Source organism: Stenotrophomonas sp. 24(2023) (assembly GCF_030913365.1).
Lineage (GTDB): Bacteria > Pseudomonadota > Gammaproteobacteria > Xanthomonadales > Xanthomonadaceae > Stenotrophomonas.
The window spans coordinates 2,324,395-2,343,673 of the sequence record NZ_CP133160.1 but is presented as its reverse complement, the minus strand read 5'-3'; the positions used below and the strand labels follow the sequence as shown (position 1 = coordinate 2,343,673).

20 protein-coding genes are annotated in these 19,279 nt (G+C 63.1%); 10 read left to right on the top strand and 10 right to left on the bottom strand.

Features of this window, described 5'->3' with window-relative positions; translation table 11 throughout:
• Positions 1-57 precede the first annotated feature (57 nt).
• Positions 58-1,209, bottom strand: a complete 1,152-nt coding sequence (locus Q9R17_RS10395) for a YncE family protein (RefSeq protein ID WP_308154571.1) — start codon at positions 1,207-1,209, stop codon at positions 58-60.
• Between the two features lie 249 nt (positions 1,210-1,458).
• On the opposite strand from Q9R17_RS10395, the gene Q9R17_RS10390 reads away from it, so the two are divergent.
• The 3 genes from Q9R17_RS10390 (at position 1,459) to Q9R17_RS10380 (ending at position 4,232) form a co-directional block, all read left to right on the top strand.
• Complete coding sequence (locus Q9R17_RS10390; protein ID WP_308154570.1) at positions 1,459-1,863, top strand: energy transducer TonB; 405 nt, start codon at positions 1,459-1,461, stop codon at positions 1,861-1,863.
• A 488-nt stretch (positions 1,864-2,351) separates the two neighbouring features.
• Positions 2,352-2,720, top strand: coding sequence for a hypothetical protein (locus Q9R17_RS10385; protein ID WP_308154569.1), 369 nt, complete (start codon positions 2,352-2,354; stop codon positions 2,718-2,720).
• Between the two features lie 603 nt (positions 2,721-3,323).
• Positions 3,324-4,232 carry an HNH endonuclease signature motif containing protein gene (locus Q9R17_RS10380; RefSeq protein WP_308154568.1) on the top strand — a complete coding sequence of 303 codons (909 nt, stop codon included), beginning with the start codon at positions 3,324-3,326 and terminating at the stop codon, positions 4,230-4,232.
• A 416-nt stretch (positions 4,233-4,648) separates the two neighbouring features.
• On the opposite strand, the gene Q9R17_RS10375 is transcribed toward Q9R17_RS10380, so the two are convergent.
• A complete protein-coding gene (locus Q9R17_RS10375; RefSeq protein ID WP_308154567.1) occupies positions 4,649-5,080 on the bottom strand; it encodes a hypothetical protein in 432 nt (143 codons plus the stop codon).
• Positions 5,081-5,082: 2 nt separating this feature from the next.
• Between Q9R17_RS10375 and Q9R17_RS10370 the strand changes: the two genes are divergently transcribed.
• The gene (locus Q9R17_RS10370; RefSeq protein ID WP_308154566.1) at positions 5,083-5,382 is read left to right on the top strand and encodes a hypothetical protein; all 300 of its coding nucleotides are present in this window, start codon (positions 5,083-5,085) and stop codon (positions 5,380-5,382) included.
• 650 nt (positions 5,383-6,032) lie between these two features.
• On the opposite strand, the gene Q9R17_RS10365 is transcribed toward Q9R17_RS10370, so the two are convergent.
• Genes Q9R17_RS10365 through aceE form a run of 5 tightly spaced genes read right to left on the bottom strand, consistent with a single transcriptional unit; the run spans position 6,033 to position 12,003 of the window.
• The gene (locus Q9R17_RS10365; RefSeq protein ID WP_308154565.1) at positions 6,033-7,301 is read right to left on the bottom strand and encodes a MazG nucleotide pyrophosphohydrolase domain-containing protein; all 1,269 of its coding nucleotides are present in this window, start codon (positions 7,299-7,301) and stop codon (positions 6,033-6,035) included.
• Between the two features lie 2 nt (positions 7,302-7,303).
• Positions 7,304-7,915 carry a hypothetical protein gene (locus Q9R17_RS10360; protein WP_308154564.1) on the bottom strand — a complete coding sequence of 204 codons (612 nt, stop codon included), beginning with the start codon at positions 7,913-7,915 and terminating at the stop codon, positions 7,304-7,306.
• Positions 7,912-8,379 (bottom strand): TIR domain-containing protein, encoded by a 468-nt coding sequence (locus Q9R17_RS20515; protein WP_343238700.1) that lies wholly within the window; start codon positions 8,377-8,379, stop codon positions 7,912-7,914. Before Q9R17_RS20515 ends, Q9R17_RS10360 begins: the two co-directional genes overlap by 4 nt.
• 16 nt (positions 8,380-8,395) lie before the next feature.
• The gene (locus Q9R17_RS10355; protein ID WP_308154563.1) at positions 8,396-9,259 is read right to left on the bottom strand and encodes a DUF4231 domain-containing protein; all 864 of its coding nucleotides are present in this window, start codon (positions 9,257-9,259) and stop codon (positions 8,396-8,398) included.
• A gap of 56 nt (positions 9,260-9,315) precedes the next feature.
• Entirely contained in the window at positions 9,316-12,003 is a 2,688-nt protein-coding gene (gene aceE / locus Q9R17_RS10350) for a pyruvate dehydrogenase (acetyl-transferring), homodimeric type (protein ID WP_308154562.1), read from the bottom strand.
• Positions 12,004-12,648: 645 nt separating this feature from the next.
• On the opposite strand from aceE, the gene Q9R17_RS10345 reads away from it, so the two are divergent.
• Both Q9R17_RS10345 and Q9R17_RS10340 read left to right on the top strand, forming a co-directional pair.
• The gene (locus Q9R17_RS10345; protein WP_308154561.1) at positions 12,649-13,191 is read left to right on the top strand and encodes a helix-turn-helix transcriptional regulator; all 543 of its coding nucleotides are present in this window, start codon (positions 12,649-12,651) and stop codon (positions 13,189-13,191) included.
• A 61-nt stretch (positions 13,192-13,252) separates the two neighbouring features.
• Positions 13,253-14,053 (top strand): siderophore-interacting protein, encoded by an 801-nt coding sequence (locus Q9R17_RS10340; RefSeq protein ID WP_308154560.1) that lies wholly within the window; start codon positions 13,253-13,255, stop codon positions 14,051-14,053.
• Positions 14,054-14,074: 21 nt separating this feature from the next.
• On the opposite strand, the gene Q9R17_RS10335 is transcribed toward Q9R17_RS10340, so the two are convergent.
• A complete protein-coding gene (locus Q9R17_RS10335) occupies positions 14,075-14,881 on the bottom strand; it encodes a hypothetical protein (RefSeq protein ID WP_308154559.1) in 807 nt (268 codons plus the stop codon).
• A 139-nt stretch (positions 14,882-15,020) separates the two neighbouring features.
• On the opposite strand from Q9R17_RS10335, the gene Q9R17_RS10330 reads away from it, so the two are divergent.
• Entirely contained in the window at positions 15,021-15,422 is a 402-nt protein-coding gene (locus Q9R17_RS10330) for a hypothetical protein (protein WP_308154558.1), read from the top strand.
• A gap of 125 nt (positions 15,423-15,547) precedes the next feature.
• Here the strand turns inward: Q9R17_RS10330 and Q9R17_RS10325 are convergent, their stop codons facing one another.
• Complete coding sequence (locus Q9R17_RS10325) at positions 15,548-16,258, bottom strand: YceI family protein (RefSeq protein WP_308154557.1); 711 nt, start codon at positions 16,256-16,258, stop codon at positions 15,548-15,550.
• Positions 16,259-16,362: 104 nt separating this feature from the next.
• Positions 16,363-16,953 (bottom strand): malonic semialdehyde reductase, encoded by a 591-nt coding sequence (locus tag Q9R17_RS10320; protein ID WP_308154556.1) that lies wholly within the window; start codon positions 16,951-16,953, stop codon positions 16,363-16,365.
• A 123-nt stretch (positions 16,954-17,076) separates the two neighbouring features.
• Here Q9R17_RS10320 and Q9R17_RS10315 point away from each other — a divergent pair, with 123 nt between their 5' ends.
• The 3 genes from Q9R17_RS10315 (at position 17,077) to Q9R17_RS10305 (ending at position 19,278) form a co-directional block, all read left to right on the top strand.
• Complete coding sequence (locus Q9R17_RS10315; protein ID WP_308154555.1) at positions 17,077-18,084, top strand: mitochondrial fission ELM1 family protein; 1,008 nt, start codon at positions 17,077-17,079, stop codon at positions 18,082-18,084.
• 58 nt (positions 18,085-18,142) lie between these two features.
• A complete protein-coding gene (locus Q9R17_RS10310) occupies positions 18,143-18,355 on the top strand; it encodes a hypothetical protein (protein WP_308154554.1) in 213 nt (70 codons plus the stop codon).
• A gap of 65 nt (positions 18,356-18,420) precedes the next feature.
• Positions 18,421-19,278, top strand: coding sequence for a DUF2145 domain-containing protein (locus Q9R17_RS10305; RefSeq protein WP_308154553.1), 858 nt, complete (start codon positions 18,421-18,423; stop codon positions 19,276-19,278).
• Position 19,279 lies beyond the last annotated feature (1 nt).

Sequence of the window (19,279 nt, the reverse complement as noted above, 5' to 3'; positions counted from 1 at the left end):
ACCGATCGCTTTTGACCGTCCGCCCCCGGCAAGTGCCGAGGGCGGACCGCGACACGTTTACTTGCCCAGCTGAATCCGCGCCACGCTCTCTTCCGAGCCCTTGGCGTCCTTCTCACCATTCTTGATGGTCACGTACAGCACGTTGTTCCTGGCATCCAGCGCCAGGCTGTTCGGGTGGGTCGGCACGTTGTAGCTGGCCACCTTCTTGTAGGTGTCGCTGTTGTACGCCGTCACCGTGCCGCCTTCGCGGTTGGTCACATACAGGCGCTTGCGCGGTGCATCCAGCAGGATGCCCAGCGGGCCGGCGTCGGACGGGATGCTGGCCAGTTCCTTGCCATCGGTGCGATCGATGACCAGCACGCGCTGGCCTGGGTGCTTGCTGGTGAAGCCCGGGGTGCTCTTGGCCTGGTAGTTGCGGATCATCTCCAGGCCCTGGTCGGTCACGAACAGGCGCTTGCCGTCCGGGTCCAGCGCGATGTTCATCGGCTGCTCGGCGCTGATCTTGTACTGCTGCACCACCTTGCCGGTATCGGTGCCCACCACCACCAGATCGGCCAGCAGGTTGCTGGTGTACACACGCTTGGCCTTGGTATCCAGCGCCAGGCCCGGTGCCTTGGCCTTGCCCAGGCCCGGGATGGTGTCGATCAGCTTCAGGGTCTGGGTATCGACCACGAACAGCACACTGCCCTCGCCGGAATGGCCGGTTACGTACAGGCGGTGCGCCGGGCCATCGACCACCAGCTCGCGCAGGTCATGGGTGTAGCCGGCCTTGCCGTCCTTGCCCACCTTCTTTTCCATCAGCTGCACGGTGCCGATGGCCTTGTTCTGTGCGGTATCGACCACGGTCACCGAGGTGTCCACGGTGTTGCCCACGTACAGGCGGTTGCTGGCATCGTCCAGCACCACGCCGAAGGCCTTGCGCTCCAGCGGGATGCGGGTTTCCACGGCCAGCGTGGCCGGGTTCAGGCGCAGCACCTGGGACGGGCCGGCGGCATCGCCGAAGCCACCGGAGGAAGCGACGAACACGGCGTTCTGCTTGGCGCTGTAGGCCAGTTCATACAGGCCCTGGGCAACGGCCTTGCGCTGCACGGCGGTGCTGGCGGCCGGTGTGGCAGTGGCTTTGTCAGCGGCGAAGGCGGACGGCGCGCCCAGGCTGAGGGAAACGGCGAGGGCCAGGGTGGCCGAACGGATAAGGGGATTGCGGTACATGCGAGCGTCCTTGAATGGGCACGGGAAGGTGTCCTGGCTCGCTGGGCCGTTCTGCGACGGCCCGGACCTGCATCTGTCTGCGCGGGTGGGCTGGCTGGGTAGCGGGGGCATGGTAGCAGGGTGGGCGCGGCTGGGGCCCTGCGGATGGTCATGGAGGGGCTGCGGGATGCTTGGGCGGGGCATTGGCGCTAGGCTTGGCACATGTCCTATTGGAATGCCCGGCGCTGCGGCGCCCTGTGGGTGCCCGCCTTGCTGCTGTGCCTGGCCACGCCGGTGTACGCGCAAGCGCCAGGCCGTGCGGACCCGGCACCGATCTCGACCGAGGTATTCTTCAGGCCGGGCGATGTTCCCAGCACCGGGGCTTTCGTTGCGCCGGTAGTGCAGCATTCGCCGCCCCCTCGGTTCCCGCCCGATTCGGTGCCGGCCGATACCCCGGTGGAGATGTTGCTGTCGATGGACATTGGTCTGGAAGGTGAGGTGACCAATGTGGACATCCTGCGTTCAACCCGCAACCGCGACCTGGACCGCGCGGCCCTGGCTGCCTTGCAGCAATGGCGGTTCACACCTGCGCTGAGCGAGGGCATGGCGGTGCGATCGCGGATGGGGGTGAAGGTTGTGTTCGGGATGCGCGAGCCTGTCGTTCCCATTCCCTGATCTCCGGCCGGGCTGGGTGTGTGGCAATTGCCTTGGCCAAACAGGCAACGTGTCGCAATCAGGCTTCTGGGTGGTTTCCTTGGGCTGCTGACCCTGATTGGGTGGGCGGCTTCTGAATGCCTGCTGGAACCGTTGCCCTGCAAGCAATTCGGCCTTTCTGCACATGTGCGACAATGCCGTAAGCGTCAGAACTGACGGCCTTATTGGGCTGCGGTTCCTTGGCATTTGGTATCTGCGCGGGTACACCTGTGCGTGCCACCGAAAAGGGGTGGCGCGGGCGTCGAAAACCCGCTTTTAGAGTCAAGTGTTTACGCTTGTCAGCCGGCGTCACCTCTGCGTGGCGCCGGCTGGCAATCCGTTCGCGTTCCATGGCGGGCGGTGCGTGGGGACCTTCGGGTCCGCCGACTGACTCTAATCGGTTTTCGAGCCACGCATCGTCCGCCACCTCTATTGGTGGCCCCGTCGTTTGTCCTGCACGGAGCACTGCCATGAACGCATCGGAATTCCACTCTCTGCACGCCACCGCCGATTCGGCCAATGCCGAAACCGAAGGTGAGTTCTCGCCCAACCCCAATGCCTTTGTTGCCACGTTGCGGCGCATCGAGATCGGCGTTGCTGCGGATGGCCAGCCCTGGCCCGAGCTGCATCAGCTGCTCGGCCGGCGTATGCAGTTGGCGAATGCGGATTGCGCGTTGGCGGGGTTACGGGTGGTGCAGGAGATTCTGCTGGCGGCCGAGCGCACGCGGCAGAACGGGGAGCCGGAGGAGTATCTGGGGGATCGGGTTATGGAGGGGTTGATGATGGCGTGTGTGGCGTTGACGGCGCAGGCGACGGAGCGGTTGCAGGTGGAGGAGTAGCGCACGCGACTGCAATGCGCCGGATCGTTTGAACGGTTCGATGCATTCACCATTGCCTCAGCCCCTTGGCCTCTAACGTTTGCCTCACTATGCCAAGCCGAACTTTGCTTGTCCTAACGGCAGCAGCGCTACTGGGATTGCTCATCGGCCGGGCGTATGCGCCGGCCACAATGAATCTTGAGATCTATCCGAGACTCACCGCCTCGGAGTTTGCGCTGTTTCAGGCCGGAGCCGAAAGCTTCGCTGACGACTTGGCTTGCCAAGGCATCACCATCGGGAAGCATGATGCCAGTACGCACTTCTTTGTTCTGAGCGTGCGCAGAGATCCCATTCTGTTCGTGGACAACTCTGGGCCGAATCTGCTGGTCGTCACCATGGCTGCGGTTGCAGACGAGGCAATAGCGCCACAACGCTGGAAAGATGGATGGGGCTCATCAAAGAGACGAATGAGGAACTTCAGCGTACCTGAGAGCACCTGCCCTCGATCTGCCTCCCAATAGCCCCATTCGCCCCTCCTGGCGGCCAAATGCGTCAACCAATGACACAAGTAACCTTGTTCTAGCTAGAATCCTGGGCACTTAGCTTCTGGGACAGGGATCTAGGATGGAACTCCCATTCGAGGTAGGCGCGCTCTACAACCGTCAAAAGCAGATCCATGCCGTATTCGGTGGGCAACAGCAAGGCGGCATTTCGACACCCAAGGAGCATCCCCTAGTCATCGCATTCACTGGCGAGGCAGGTGTGTCTCATGGTTACCATGACTTCTGGGACGACGACGAAGTGTTCCATTACTTCGGCGAGGGCCAAGTCGGGGACATGAAATATGTCGCAGGTAACCGAGCGATTGGCGAGCACGTCAAGGACGGCAAGACGCTCGCCGTGTTTCAGATGATGGGCAAGGGGCGGCCTTACCGATACCTTGGTAGGTTCATGTGCCAGTCCTCCTACGTTCAACCTGGCATGCCGGATCGAGAGGGGCAGCCGAGGTCTGCCATCGTGTTCCGCTTGAGGTCGCTGGAAGCTTCACTGGGCCTTGCGGCTAGTGAGTCGGACCAGGCTGCTATCGATGCCGCTATCGATGACGTCGGCGCGACCAGCGCAAGACGCGAAACCGAGGTGCGGACGAAGCAACGCCTGTTCCGCGAGCGTTTGATTGGCGTTGAGAAGGGTTGCCGGCTGACCGGCATTGAGGACCTCAGATTCCTCCGTGCGAGCCATATCAAACCGTGGGCAGATTGCACTCATAGCGAACGCGTTGATGGCGAGAACGGGCTTCTGCTGGCTCCGCATGCGGACCTGCTGTTTGACCGCGGCTGGATTAGCTTTTCGTCGAACGGCCGCCTACTAGTTTCGAGCAGCCTACCGTTTGACGTCCAAGATCGGCTCGGTCTGAAGTTGGATACATCGCTTCGGCATGGAATTTTCTCACCGAGGCAACTTGGCTTCTTGGAGTTCCACCGAGACGTTGTTTTTGATAGGCGCCATCCCACATCGCCCCTCCCAGAGTATTGACTCGAAAACTTTCTGTAATGATCCACCGGCTTCTGCTCACGTAATGCAGTTGGTTTAGCGGCATAGGCCACGTCCGGGGCCATCAACTTCAGGACCTGATGAGAGCGCTGTTGGTCATAGAGGGTGATCCAGCCAGTAAATCACCCGTGCAGCATGCACTTGGATCTCGAAGCGATGCCGGTGCAGGCAGTGATCCCCCGGAGTCCGGATACTCCAACCACCATGCCGTTCTGCTGCTGGCAGTCTACCGTGATGAACTGCTTCTTCAGGTATAGCTGCAAACCAGACGAATGTAGTCGCGACTGGTGAACAGTAAGCCGTTGTGCGAGCGCAGCAGGAATGGCTCAGGCACCCGCCCTAGCGGGCCGTAGCGTGTGACCAGAGTCTGCTCCAGCGCCGCCGATGCGGTGCTCGCCTTACCGATTCACGACAGGAGCCATCCCAGCAACTGTCGCGGACCACAGTCGATCGCCAGCACCAGGCTGAGCCAGCCGTCCATGCCACCCCAGAGCCGGCACAAATCCGTAGCCCATCACTGAACCTGCCCCTCGGCGCGCGAAGTCTTCGCTTCGATTCGCGGACGCTGACCAATAGCGCGCTTTCGCACCTGCCAGCCCTTGAGTTAGAAGATCCGCTGCACGGTGTTCTTGCTCATGGATTATCTCCACCAGCGTGGAATTGACCGTGACCAGGACCTTGGTCGACTTGTAGTGCGTCGTCCGGCGCGCCACACCTAATTTCTTACACAGCTTGGTCATCGGAACGGCAACATCCTCGTCCTTCAAACCCGGCCGGATTGAGAGCACCAGCTCTCGTCCTTTACCTGCAGGGAGGGCGGCTTTTGTCACGCATGGATATCCAGCATGGCCTCGCCGTAGGCTTCCTGGAAATTCTTCATCTGCAGCTCGTACTACCCACGCACGTCCTCAAGCTTGGCACGCGGGGCATTCTCCATGCCGCGCTTGCCGTCCTCGGCCCAGCTTTCGATTGCAGCCGGGGCAGATCGAACTGCCGGCTGGTTGCAGCCACTGCCGTCTTGCCGTGGATGATCTCAAAGACCAGCACCAACTTGCGCCGAGCGGTCCAGCGCTTGATCCTTTCTTCAATGATTTCGCTCATCTTTGTCTTCTTCAGGGAAAATAACACCTGAGCAGGAAATCAGAGGGTCATTACAGTGTGTCACCGATGCGCGGTGAGTGAAGCTCAGGTACCGTACAAGGCGCAGACTAGAAGATAAGCGTCCCCTGCCTATTCAAACGGGTCAACCCATGGATTCGAGACATGCCCTCGCGGAAGTCGGAAATTCCCCCGTAGCTCGGGTGTCGCACCTGGTCAACCTCAACTCCCAGCTTGGATGCATAGATAGCCGCGTCCTGCCCAATGGCGACAATTCGCTCAATCTTCAGGAGCCTAATCAACTGAATATTGAGCTCGCTCGCAACCGCGAATTCATTCGCGGTGAACTTTCTGTTTGAAAATTCATCCCCATCCAAATACGGATGAAATGGGAATACATTCCAAAGCATAGGCGGGGCGCTTATTTGACGCAAAACCGACCAAATCTCTGTGGCAGTTCGTTCAGCCATGACTGGCCCCACTGTTGATCGCTGCGGCTGCGAAAATCCATACAGCATACCCAGTTCCGACAAGTGCGCCTCATCCGTTAGGGCGACGCCTGTCCGTCGCCCTCCACGGTAGCCGAGATCCCGACCCATCCACATGACCCTGGAATCAATTGCCCTGACCGCATTTAGATAGCTGAGGAGGAGTGCCCTTCGAATGAACGGACTCTCAACAGACTTATCGTGTCTTGCGCACACGTCTGCGTAAGGATTGAACACTCTTGGCAGGCTTACGCCTGCCAATCGCTCTACGAACTTCTTTGTGCTTAGTAAGCTCATTTACTTCCTGAAGCCCTTTATACGTAATTCTGCGCGCATTGAGATCGGCGACAACATAACCGCCTCGCTCCTTCTTCAGAGTTCTGAAGACCTCGAACCCCATAAGGATAGCATTTGCCCACTCCCAGGGCTGGCACGCCTCGACCTCATACCCCTTAACAAGTGACTGAACCTGCTTCAGAACTGAGTAAGGAAATTTCTCCAAGCGCACTCCCTCAAAGAGATGCTCGCGCCCGATGTTAAACATCCACGTGGAAATAGCCTCCTCGATTATTATCGCGCGCGCACCGTCCTCATTCTCATCAAGCGTTGGCGATGACTTTCTTTTTCGTTTAAGAAGGGCGCGAAGCACTGGCGACCAACCCAGGCAAGCAGCGTATGCCAGATGAAATACGTCATGAAACCGATAATCGTCCGCTTCGTGACTGTTGTCGGTCAAGCGATCTCCGACATTAACGCCATTTACCGAGATGAACACGTACGGAACTGAGCGGACATTTCGCTCTTCAAACCGTACCCAAAGCATGCGCGGGAGCTGTTCGTTCTGATCTGAAGCTGAGTCGAAAAGCTTCGATGGCGGGGGACTCGCGCCCGGCCATCGCGCACGAACCTTATCAACATTCTCTCTGACGATCTGCTCCAGGTCGAGGCTCAAGGAATGCGCCAAGAGCGCAAGATCCGCCAGCAGTCCTGCCAGCACAGGAAGCGCTGCACCAGGCGACGAGACCAGAGCACCCGCCCGCCCAGCAACACGCTGGAGGGCTTCGTTCTCCCCCATCTGAACCGAGCTCTTGCTAGCGTTAACAAAGCCCGTCAGACGCCGAAAACTCACCTCAACGTTTTTCCCCCCGAGCGGCCTCACACGCAGAACGACCGCAACTTCATTAATGGCTGAACTTAGCAAAGCTGACATCTTAAATTTCTGATGCTTAGCTATTGCAAACAGATACCAGAGACTATCACCGATTTCCTCAGACGCGACACTTGCTTCTGCGTCCGTTAGCGCGTCCCTCTTCGCCTTTTTGATCCCCGAGCAAAGCTCACCAACCTCACCTATTAGGCCAAGCTTATGCTTGAAGAGCTCATCATCTGTCCCTTGGAACTGATTTGAACTCATAGCAGAGCTCAGATATTGGTCAAATCCGAAGGCGCTCTTAAGGCGAGTCATGTTCAGAAGGCCCCCTTCCATTGCGCCGGCTGACCGTGAACTCCGGCAGCATGGCTAGACATGAGCCAGGCAAGGAAGGAATCCTTGAGTGATTCCGGGATGTTAACGATGTGCCCCCGCCCTGGGCGACATAAGTCATGCCTCCCCTGTCTCCTCGCAGACATCGGAACAACCACCCTGCGATCTCCGAAATAATAGAACTCACCCGAAATCAAAACCCTATCCGCGCTAACGTCACGCTTCAAGTTTTCGAGATTAGCTCTACCACCCGGAAAACTATGGTGGGAGTCCGCCTGAATCCATGCACCCGCTTCCTTGTGGTAGATATTGTCACCATAGGCGCGCTTTAAACTTCCATTGAGCACCGGCCGCTTCACTTCAAAACGTGGATCATTCCAGTAATCATCGAAACTCAGCGCTTCGCCAACCTTCATCGCATAGATCAGATCGCCTTGCCTGCCTGTTGAAACGGCACCAACTCCAATTACCCAATCCCCGATTGACGCATTCCCGCGTATCTTCGGCTTACAGGTAGCAAGAGTACATGATCCAGAGAATGGATTTGGCGCAAATCCGAAGTCCCGAACCACTACATAGCTATATAAGCGACTCATTGGCATTTGATCCTTTTGATCTCCCTATCCTCCATCTCAGATCCATCTGAGCACTCCCAACTATCTTTCCCCTCGATGGCTGAAATGATCCGCTCCGAGTTCCATCCGACAACTGAATCGGCATACTTCACGAGAGATTCTGGGAGATCGCAACCACCCTCCCCATGCACCCATATCCCTACAATCCGCTTCCCCAGCGCGCTTGCGCGCTCCACCTCCCAGTTCACCCAATCGCTGGTCCGGGTACCAGGGGTAATCAACACAACAACCACCCCAGCCCACTCTATTTTAGGCGATATCACCTGGTATTTTATGTAATCTTCACTCTGCGCATTATTTGGAGTCTGTGAGGTTATTGAAGAATCCTTGCACTGAAACCCCGATCGACCAAGCAGGTCATAGAGTTTTTGGATGTGCGCCTCGTCCTCTTGTATATGGCTAACGAAAACATTCCTTGATTTCATACCCCCCCCTACTTGGTTAGATGTCCTTTCTTGCCTCCCACTGAGTATGCTCCCTAGAAAAAGCATTCTCAGCATCTCCGACGAATAGAGAGAATTCCCGCTCGCCCTTTACCTGCGCAAGCTGCTCTTCTACGATTCCAATCTCATGCGCTGTTAACGCATACGAAGCGGCTAGTTCAGAGTATCGCTTTGACTGCAGGTAGGCCAGCGCCCCGGACGCGATTGCGACCAGGACATCTGTTGGCCAATACTGAAAATCTGGAAACTTTATCTTCAGGAGCGCCGAGGCAACGGCGACGATATTCGCGACCACAACTACAGCGAAGCATGTCCTACTGCGCGAAGAATTCTCCTTCGCCTTCGACGCGTACCATGCCCTTTGATTCGAGATTCGCTGGGACCGATAAGTCGCAACGCGCATAGCCAGGTCGTTGCTCCTGAGAGAACGCATCTGCTCAGTGATCTGACGCCCTACCAAGTCGCTCTGGAAACGACCTGCAAGCTCTCTATTCTGATGAAGCGTCGCTGCTAAGCGGCATTGAAGTAACCTTTCCGCGTCCTCGTCAGCCTCGTCAAATGGCTCGGCACGTGATAGGAATCGCCATGTGAGCGTTTTCGTTGATTCTGCCAATGCTCGGGCTGCGTACCAAATACGCTCAGCCCTAATGAAATATAGCGCAACTGAGAACGCCAACGCAGCAAGAAGCGCTAATGCCTGCAGGAGCGCGATCACCCAATGATCAATTGAGCCGAAAGAGAGTGCCGCTCCGAGAATCAAGAAGCCGAGGTTGCATCGAAGCAAAAGAAAGAACCGGCGCTGCTCACGTCCTGCGAGATCGTCTGCAGATCGGTACAAAGCTGGGAAGTCTTCTACAAGCATCCGTGCTCCCTCACCCATGTAAAAAAAGGGACGGCGATTGCCGTCCCTTTTTTCAATCAAACCCCAACAGGGTTAGCCTTCTCCGGATCAATCTTGTACTGCTTGATCGCCCGGGCCACATCCTTGCCCGTCATCTTCCCTTCCTTCGCCAGCGCTGCAATCGCGGCGTGCGCGATGTAGTACCGGTCAACCTCGAAGAAGCGACGCAGGTTCGCACGGGTATCCGAACGGCCGAAGCCATCGGTGCCCAGCACGGTGTAGGTGCCCGGCACGAACGCGCGGATCTGGTCCGCATACGCACGCACGTAGTCAGTGGCCGCAATCACCGGGCCCTGGCGGCCTTCCAGCAGCTCGGTCACGTAGGCCTTGCGCTGTTCGCCTTCCGGGTGGAAGCGGTTGTGGCGTTCGGCGTCGAAACCATCGCGGCGCAGCTCGTTGAAGCTCGGGCAGGACCAGATATCGGCGGTCACGCCGAAGTCCTTGTCCAGCAGTTCGGCGGCGGCAATGGCTTCACGCAGGATGGTGCCCGAACCCAGCAGCTGCACGCGCAGTTCGCCCTTCTTCGGCTTGCCGGCGTCGGTCAGCAGGTACATGCCCTTGACGATGCCTTCGGCTGCGCCTTCCGGCATTTCCGGGTGGGCGTAGTTTTCGTTCATCAGGGTCAGGTAGTAATACTCGTCTACCTGGTCTTCCATCATGGCCTTGGTGCCGTGCTGCAGGATCACCGTCACTTCGAAGCCGAAGGTCGGGTCGTAGCTGCGCACGTTGGGAATGCCGCCGGCCACCAGGTGGCTGAAGCCATCTTCGTGCTGCAGGCCTTCACCGTTCAGCGTGGTGCGGCCGGCGGTGCCACCCAGCAGGAAGCCGCGGGTACGCATGTCGGCGGCCTGCCAGGCAATGTCGCCCACGCGCTGGAAGCCGAACATCGAGTAGTAGATGTAGAACGGCAGCATCGGCACGTTGCTGACCGAGTAGCTGGTACCGGCCGCCATCCACGAGCTGATCGCACCCGGCTCGCTGATGCCCTGCTGCAGCACCTGGCCGCTCTGGTCTTCGCGGTAGAACATCAGCTGGTCGGCGTCGACCGGCTTGTACTTCTGGCCGAACGGCGCATAGATGCCGATCTGGCGGAACAGGCCTTCCATACCGAAGGTACGGGCTTCGTCGGCCACGATCGGCACGATGTGCGGGCCCAGTTCCTTGTCACGCAGGGTGATGTTCAGGCTCTGCACGAACGCCATGGTGGTGGAGTAGGTGCGCTCGCCGCTGCTCTTGAGCAGGCGCTCGTAGGTTTCCAGCTTCGGCGCGTTGAAGCTCTTGCTGGCCTTCTGGCGGCGCTGCGGCAGGTAGCCACCCAGGGCGGCACGGCGTTCCTGCAGGTACTTCACTTCCGGCGAATCCGGGCCCGGGTGGTAGAACGGCACCTGGCCATCGGCCAGCTGCGCGTCGGTCACCGGAATGTTGAAGCGGTCGCGGAAGTGCTTGACCGCTTCGTCGTCCAGCTTCTTGGTCTGGTGGGTCGGGTTCAGCGATTCACCGGCGCTGCCCATGCCGTAGCCCTTGACCGTCTTGGCCAGGATGACGGTCGGCATGCCCTTGGTGTTCACGGCCTGGTGGTAGGCGGCGTACACCTTGTGCGGGTCGTGGCCGCCACGGTTCAGGCGCCAGATGTCGTCGTCGCTCAGGCCGGCCACCATTGCGGCGGTTTCCGGGTACTTGCCGAAGAAATGCTCGCGCGTGTACGCGCCGCCGAAGGCCTTGCAGTTCTGGTATTCGCCGTCGACGGTTTCCATCATCAGCTTCTTCAGGACGCCATTGGTGTCCTTGGCCAGCAGGGCATCCCAGTAACCGCCCCACAGCAGCTTGATGACATTCCAGCCGCCGCCACGGAACACGCCTTCCAGTTCCTGGATGATCTTGCCGTTGCCGCGCACCGGGCCGTCCAGGCGCTGCAGGTTGCAGTTCACCACGAAGATCAGGTTGTCCAGGCCTTCACGGCCGGCCAGGGCGATGGCGCCCAGGGTTTCCGGCTCGTCCGATTCACCGTCGCCGATGAAGCACCACACCTTGCGGTCGCTCTTTTCGATCAGGCCGCGGTTTTCCAGGTACTTCATGAACTGCGCCTGGTAGATCGCCGCCAGCGGGCCCAGGCCCATCGACACGGTCGGGGTCTGCCAGAAGTCCGGCATCAGCCACGGGTGCGGGTAGGACGACAGGCCACCGCCGTCCACTTCCATGCGGAACTTGTCCAGCTGCTCTTCGCTGATGCGGCCTTCCAGGAAGGCGCGCGAGTAGATGCCCGGGGCGCTGTGGCCCTGGATGAACAGCAGGTCGCCCGGGTGGCTGTCGCTCGGGGCGCGCCAGAAGTGGTTGAAGCCCACGTCATACAGGGTGGCGCCGGAGGCGAAGGAGGCGATGTGGCCGCCCAGGTCGCCCGGCTTGCGGTTGGCACGGACCACCGTGGCCATCGCATTCCAGCGGATGATCGAACGGATGCGCCATTCCAGATCGGCATTGCCCGGGCTCTTGGCCTCCAGCTGCGGCTCGATCGTATTGACGTACTCGGTGGTGGGGGAGAACGGCAGGTACGCACCCGAACGACGGGTCAGTTCCACCATGCCTTCCAACAGTTGATGCGCGCGCTCGGGGCCCTCGACATCAATCACGGCCTTCAACGACTCGATCCACTCCTGGCTTTCAACAGGGTTCGGGTCGTTGTTCAGCAGCTCGTTCAACCAGTTCATTAGCGCTCCCATTACCGCACGCACGCGCGCGACTGTGTTTGGATTTCTAGACCGCAAAGTGTAGCGCACCAAGGGCTTTCGTCACTTGGCTACGCTGGCGTATGGAGCAACAGACCCGTGTCCGCACAGCCTGTCCGGGACAGCCTCGGGGCAGCGCAACAGCCACCTTCTGCCGCACCGTGGCGTGTTCGCAGGCAGGCGCGGGGTGCCTGGATGGCACCGCTGGGCAGGCTGCTTCCATCGGCAGGACGGAGTGTTGCCGATGGCGATGACCGTTGTGGGGCAAGCCCTGTGCGCGATGGGAAGGCGCTGACGGATCAAGTGCACCAGGCGTCATTGACTGTCGCCATTGCCTCTAGACCTGCCCCGTCCGCTGGGTAGACGCTGGGTATCGCCTGTCAGGCAATGCCGCCGCCCGTGCACGCCTGCCGTTGGTTCTGATCCCCGTGCGGCTTGGCACGCCCGCCGGGGAGGCCGCCCCTTCCACCCGTGCCCTGCCGCCCCACCGGCCCTTTCAACGAGGGCCCGGTGGGGCCGGCATTCCCCGTCCGCCCGCTGAACGCCACCGCCGGCCGGTGTTGGGGATGCTTGTCGTTCGCACGTCTATCGATATATCGTTTGCGCACTCGTTACCGATATATCGAAATGGACCTCCCCGACCCCACCGACCTGCGTCCGGAGCGCCCACGCCGCGGCGGCCAGCGCATGCTCACCCGCGGTGACCTGCGCCTGCTGGTACTGGCCCTGCTGGGCGAGCAGCCACGGCACGGGTACGAGCTGATCCAGCACATCGCGGCGCTGTTCGGGCAGGTCTACACCCCCAGCGCCGGCACGATGTACCCGCTGCTGGCCAGCTTCGACCAGGCCGGCTGGATCGTGGCCGAGGATGAGGACGGCCGCCGCCGCTTCCGCATCACCGAGGCCGGGCGGGCCGAACTGGAACTGCAGCGCCCGCAGGTGCGCGCCGCGCAGCGCCGGGCGATGGACCGCGTGCGCGAGGTGACCAAGGCCGCGCTGCCGCCGGAGCTGCGCGATGCCCTGCGCGAGTTCAAGCGGGCGCTGGTGCTGCACCACGGCCGCTGGCGCGAGGGCGAGGCGGTGCAGGTGGCCGCCCAGCTGGCCCGTGCCACCGCCCTGCTCAACGGCCCGTTGGCCGACCAACCCCCTTCAACGACCCAGCCAGACTGATCCAGCCAGGTCACCCCCGATGCCGCGCCCCGTGCGCGACCCCACTGCTGCAGGTACTGCAATGACGACCCATGACAACAAGCGCGTGCGCCTGGACGTGCGCTTCCGCGAACTGAAGGTGCTGCGCACCGAACCGGTCACCCCCCACATGCGCCGGGTGGTGCTGGGCGGTGCCGACCTGGCCGGCTTCCAGTCGCCCGGCCCGGACGACCACATCAAGCTGTTCTTCCCCAACCGCAGCGGCGAGATGGTGCTGCCGACCATGACCGCCGAGGGCCCGCGCTACCCCGAGGGCAAGGAACATTCCCCCGCCCGCGATTACACCCCGCGCGCCTGGGACCTGGACGCCGGCGAGCTGGCCATCGACTTCGTGCTGCACGGCGATGACGGCATCGCCGGCCCGTGGGCCGCGGCCGCCCAGCCCGGCGATACGCTGTACATCGGCGGCCCGCGCGGTTCGTTCGTGGTCGCCGACGACTACGACGCCTATGTGCTGATCGGCGATGAAACCGCGCTGCCGGCCATCGCCCGTTGGCTGGACATCCTGCCCGAGGGCGCGGTGGCCGAGGTGTTCATCGAAGTGGCCGACGAGGACGAGCGCCAGGACCTGCCGCAGGATGAGAACGTGCGCATCCACTGGCTGGAGCGCAACGGTTTCCCGGCCGCCAGCAGCACGCTGCTGGAAGACGCGCTGACCGATTTCGAGGAGCCCGAAGGCGATGTGTTCTTCTGGATCGCCACCGAATCACGCCGCGCGCGGATGATGCGCAAGTTCATCGAAGGCCACCTGGGCGTGCCCCGCGACTGGATCCGCTCGACCGGCTACTGGAAGGCGCACCCGGACGATACCGACGGCGATTGAGGGGCACCGCGCGGCCCCGGGTCAGCGCCCTGTCCCTGCGGGGGCGGGCGCCGGCACGCGGGCCGGCAGCCACCGGAAACGGTGTGCCGCCACGATTTCCAGCGCCACCAGCAGCGCGATCAGCGCCAGCGGCAACAACAGGCCCACGTACACGCCCGGCATCATGCCGTTGATCTGGGCTTTCACCAGCCGCAGCGCGCCGCGCGTATGCAGCAGCTCGGCCACGTGCATGCCCAGCGCTTCGCGCACCACGCCCGATTCCAGCCCCACCCGGCCGGCCTGTTCGACCAGGGTGTCTTCCACCACGCCGCGCATCACCCCGGCACGGACCTTGCCGATCACCCAGCCGGCCGCGCGCCCTACCGGCCCGTCACCCAGGCGCTCCACGCCCGGCAGCGGGTGCTCGCTGAGGTAGGCGGCCACCACCGCATCGGCCACATCGCCTACCGTGCCTTCGCTGCGCAGCGCCTGGCGCATGCGCTCGTCCTCCAGTGCGTTGCCGAGCCCTTCGCCCCAGCCGCCGACCAGCGTTTGCAGGTGCGGCTGGAAGTGATCGAGCTGCTTGAACAGCGCGCGATGGGCACCGGCGGTAAAGCCCACCTGCAGGCCGAAGAACGCCACGGCCAGCGGCAGCAGCACCACCTGGCTGCCGACCAGCAGGTGGTGCCAGCGGCGGCGGCGTGCCAGCCAGCCGCGCCGGTGCATCACCCGCCACCAGGCAATGCCCAGCGCCAGCCCGACCACGCTGCCCAGCACCGTACCCGCCACCAGGTCGAACACGCTCAACCCGGTCCAGAATTCGCCCCACCAGTACTGTGCGTCCTGCATGTGCTGCTCCTTGGCTGTCCTGCCGTCGCTGCCATGGTAACGGCAGCGGGCACCGCCCTTCCCGCCACGGCAGGATTTGGCCCCATGCAAGCGGACAATGCGACAATCGCGGCCCTTTTCCGTACCAACGAGGCCCACCATGGGCAAACTGACCCTGGCCGGCCTGGACGCGCTGCAGGCACGCCTGCAGGACGACGACGCCTGCGATGCCGCACTGGCCGCCTTCGCCGATCCGGCCGCCCTGCGCGCCCCGCTGCGCGAACTGGTGGCCGCACAGCAGCGCTACCTGCGGGCCGAACATGAAGTGGGCCAGGTGGCCGACATCCTGCGCCGCGACCAGAAATACGCCCCGGTGGGGCGCCCGTCGGTGCATATCGTGCAGCTGCGCAAGCAGCAGGCCACGGTGAAGCAGGCCGCCCTGATCGCCCGCCAGGTGCTGGCCCAGGCCGCGCAGACCTTCGTGCGCGTGACGGCGTTGCCGGTGAAGCCCAAGCAGAGCCCCAGCGATGTGGCCGGGATGTGGCTGCAGGCGGTGAAGTAAGCAGCGACGGCATGACGGCAGCGTCGTTTGCTGATCGATGATCGCGCGCAGCGCGGCATCTCCCAAAAAGAAGGCCCGCTTTCCAGCGGGCCTTCTGCCTTCTCACGACGAGTGAGCGGGGTGCATCAAGCGGCCGGCTTTTCGCCGGTGGCTTCGGTGGTGATGCGGATCTTCACTTCATCGCTGACGTTCGGGGCGTAGGCACCCACGCCGAAATCGCTGCGCTTGAGGGTGGTGGTGGCATCGAAGCCGGCAGCCGGCACCTTGGCCATCGGGTGCTCGCCACCGCCGTTGATGGTCACATCCAGGGTGACCGGCTTGGTGATGTCCTTGATGGTCAGGTCACCGGTGACGGTCAGCTTGTTGGTGCCGGCGGCTTCCACCTTGGTGCTCTTGAAGGTGGCGGCCGGGAACTTGGCGGCGTCGAAGAAATCGGCGCTCTTCAGGTGCTCGTCGAACTTGGCGGTGAAGCTGTTCAGGCCGCTCAGCGGCAGCTTCACTTCTACGGTGGACTTGGTCACGTCGGTGGCGTCGTACACCAGGGTGCCTTCGGCGTTGCCGAAGTGGGCGCTGGGGTGCGAGAAACCGAAGTGGCTCCACTGGGCCAGCACGTCGGTGTGGGTGGGGTCCAGCTTGTAGGTGCCCGAGGCGATCTGGATCGCTTCGGCGGCCGGGGCAGCAGCGGCAGCATCAGCGGCCGGGGTGGCGGCCGGCTGTTCGGTGGCGGGCGGAGCGGCGGCATCGGCGGCCGGGGCAGCGGTGTCGGCCGGCTTGGAGCAGGCGGCGATGGCCAGGGTCAGGGCCAGCGGCAGCAGCAGTTTGCGGGTGGTGCTCATTTCAGGGTCTCTCCGGATCGTTGGGTGGGGACACGCGCGGTGCAGCAGACGGTACAGACAAAACGCGACCCGCCGGGCAGGCGGGCGTTGAACCGGTACAACGCTTACGCGATGCGCGCGGCCTCGTCGAAGGACAGGCGCGGCAGGCGCGGGAACAGGCCCGAGGGATCACCGTACCCCAGGTTGACCAGGAAGTTCGACTTGAGGGGCGTGCCGGCGAAGAACGCCTCGTCCACCTTGGCATTGTCGAAGCCGGACATCGGGCCGGCATCCAGGCCCAGCGCACGCGCGGCCAGGATCAGGTAGGCGCCCTGCAGGCTGCCATTGCGGAACGCGCCTTCGTGGCGGCCTTCACGCGGGCCGTCGAACCAGGCCTTGGCGTCGGCGTGCGGGAACAGATACGGCAGCTTTTCGTGGAAATCCTGGTCGAAGGCGACGATGACGGTGACCGGCGCGGCCAGCGTCTTGTCGTGGTTGCCTTCGGACAGGGCCGGGGCCAGCTTGGCCTTGGCCTCGGCCGACTTCACGAACACGAAGCGCGCCGGGCTGCCGTTGGCGGCCGTCGGGGCCCACTTCAGCAGGTCGTACAGGGCATGCAGCTGGCTGTCTTCCACCGGGGTATCGAGGAAGGCGTTCTGGGTGCGGGCAGTACGGAACAGCTGGTCGAGGGCGGCAGCGTCGAGCGCGGTGGACATCAGGAAACCTCCAATGGCAGCAGGGCCGCGCCGGTGGGGGCGGTGCGGCGCGTAAGAATGTCCGGCAGTGTAGAGTGTCGCGACTGTTGCAACACCCAGCAGGGCTGAAACGAATTAATGCCAATGGTGAAACGATCGAGCGCCCCGTGGACGGTCACGGACGGCCGTGCCGGCAATGTCCGCCAGGCCGTGGCGCTGGCCTCGGCCCTGCGGCTGGGCGTGCACCATCCGCTGACCCTGCAGCCGCGCGCGCCCTGGCGCTGGCTGGCCCCGCGCCGCCTGCCCGGTGACCGGCACGGCTATGGGGATGCCTTTGCAGCCGCGTTGCAGGACCCGCCGGCGCTGGCGATCGGCTGTGGCCGCCAGGCCGCCGGGGCCCTGCGTGTACTGCGCGCGCACGGCAGCCGCGTGGTGCAGGTGCTGGACCCGCGCATCAGCGCCCGCCACTGGGATCTGGTGGTGGTACCCGAGCACGACCGCCTGCGCGGCGGCAACGTGCTGACCCTGCTGGGCAGCCTCAACCCGGTCAGCGATGACTGGCTGGCGCTGGGCCGGGCGGCCTTCGCCGATTTCGGTGCCCTGCCCGGCCCGCGCACTGCCCTGCTGGTGGGCGGACCGACACCATTGGCCCCCTGGGACGAACGCGCGATGGTGCAGGTGTTCGGGCAGGTGGTCGCGCAGCTGCGTGCCGAGGGTGGCAGCCTGCTGGCCACCACCTCCCGGCGCACACCGCCGGCACTGGCCGAGCGCCTGCGCGCGATGGCCGCCGACGTTCCGAACGTGATCTGGGGCGACGGCGGCGATGGCGTGAACCCCTATGCCGGCCTGCTGGGCTGGGCCGACCGCGTGGTGGTCTCACCCGATTCGGTGAACCTGCTGTCCGAGGCCTGCGCGACGCGCCTGCCGGTCTGCGTCGCGCTGGCCGATGCCGTGCAGGGCCGGTTGCTGCATTTCCAGCGCGCGCTGCGCGAGCGCGGTCGCCTGCAGGCGGGCTGGCTGGAGTGGGATCACGACGGGATTGCCCCGCTGCGCGAAACCTCGCGGATCGCCGCGGAGGTAGTGGCCCGGCTTGGGCTGCAGGTACCACGCACTGATGTTTCCCCCGCGCCCCCGGCAGCTACCGATTTTTGAACATTTCCATCCGGCTGCCCCGGTAGAGTCCAGCCATCCCGCCGGACTGGGTTTCCCCATGCGAATTCTGCTGTTGCTGCCCCTGGCCCTGCTGTCCGCCTGTGCCAGCACCCCCACCGAACTGGAAGCCATTTCCTGGCAGTGCCAGCAGCAGCTGGATGCCAGCCGGGCACAGCCCCGCACGCGCGATGGCAGCCTGCCCCCGCACGCGCTGGCCCCCATCAGCGATACCTGCCGCAAGGAGCTGGAAAGCAAGGGCGTCTCGCACTGATCCCGGCGCTGACAGCAGCGCTATGATGCGCGGGCGGGCAGACCGGCCCGCCTGGAGACCTGTACATGGAGCGTACTGCCCCCCCGTTGCTGCGCATGGCCCTGCTGGCGGGCGTGCTGCTGGGCACGGCCCATACCGCCGGTGCGCAGAGCGCGGTCTGCAACGAACGCATTCCCAGCGTGCCCGCGCAGGCGGCGATGTTCGATGTGGCCTGGGTGACCGGCGAACGTCTGGATGCCCTGGACAACGTGGACGTGGTGATTGCCGCGCGCGGTGGCCAGGACCTGAGCCGCTACGGCCTGCGCCACAGCCATCTGGCCTTCCTGCTGCGCGAAGCCGACGGCCGCTGGCGCGCCATCCACCTGCTCAACCGCTGCAAGACCGACCACTCGCAGCTGTACCGCGAAGGGCTGGGCAATTTCATCGGTGAAAGCGGCGGCCATACCGACCTGCGCATCGGCGTGCCGACCCCAGCCGTGCGTGCCGCGCTGAAGGCGATGCTGGCCGCCCCGGCCATCCAGCCGCGCGTGCTGCACGAACCGAAGTACAACGTGGTGGCCTACCCGTTCGCCACCGATTACCAGAATTCCAACCAGTGGATCCTGGAAGTGCTGGCCGCGGCGATGGCGCAGGCCAACGGTGATGCCCCCATCATCAACCGCAGCCAGGCCCAGCAGTGGCTGCGCACGCACGACTACCTGCCCAGCAAGCTGCACCTGGGGCTGGGCAAGCGCCTGGGCGCACGCCTGTTCGTGGCCAACGCCACCACCACCGACCACCCGGCCGGTGAACGCATTTCCGGCAACTACTCGGTGGTGACCGTGGAATCGGTGTTCGATTTCCTGCGCGCCCGCGACACGCTGCAGCAGGAACTGGCCATCCCGCACGTGAAAGTGGACGGCGCCGCGCCGCCCGCCCCTTGAA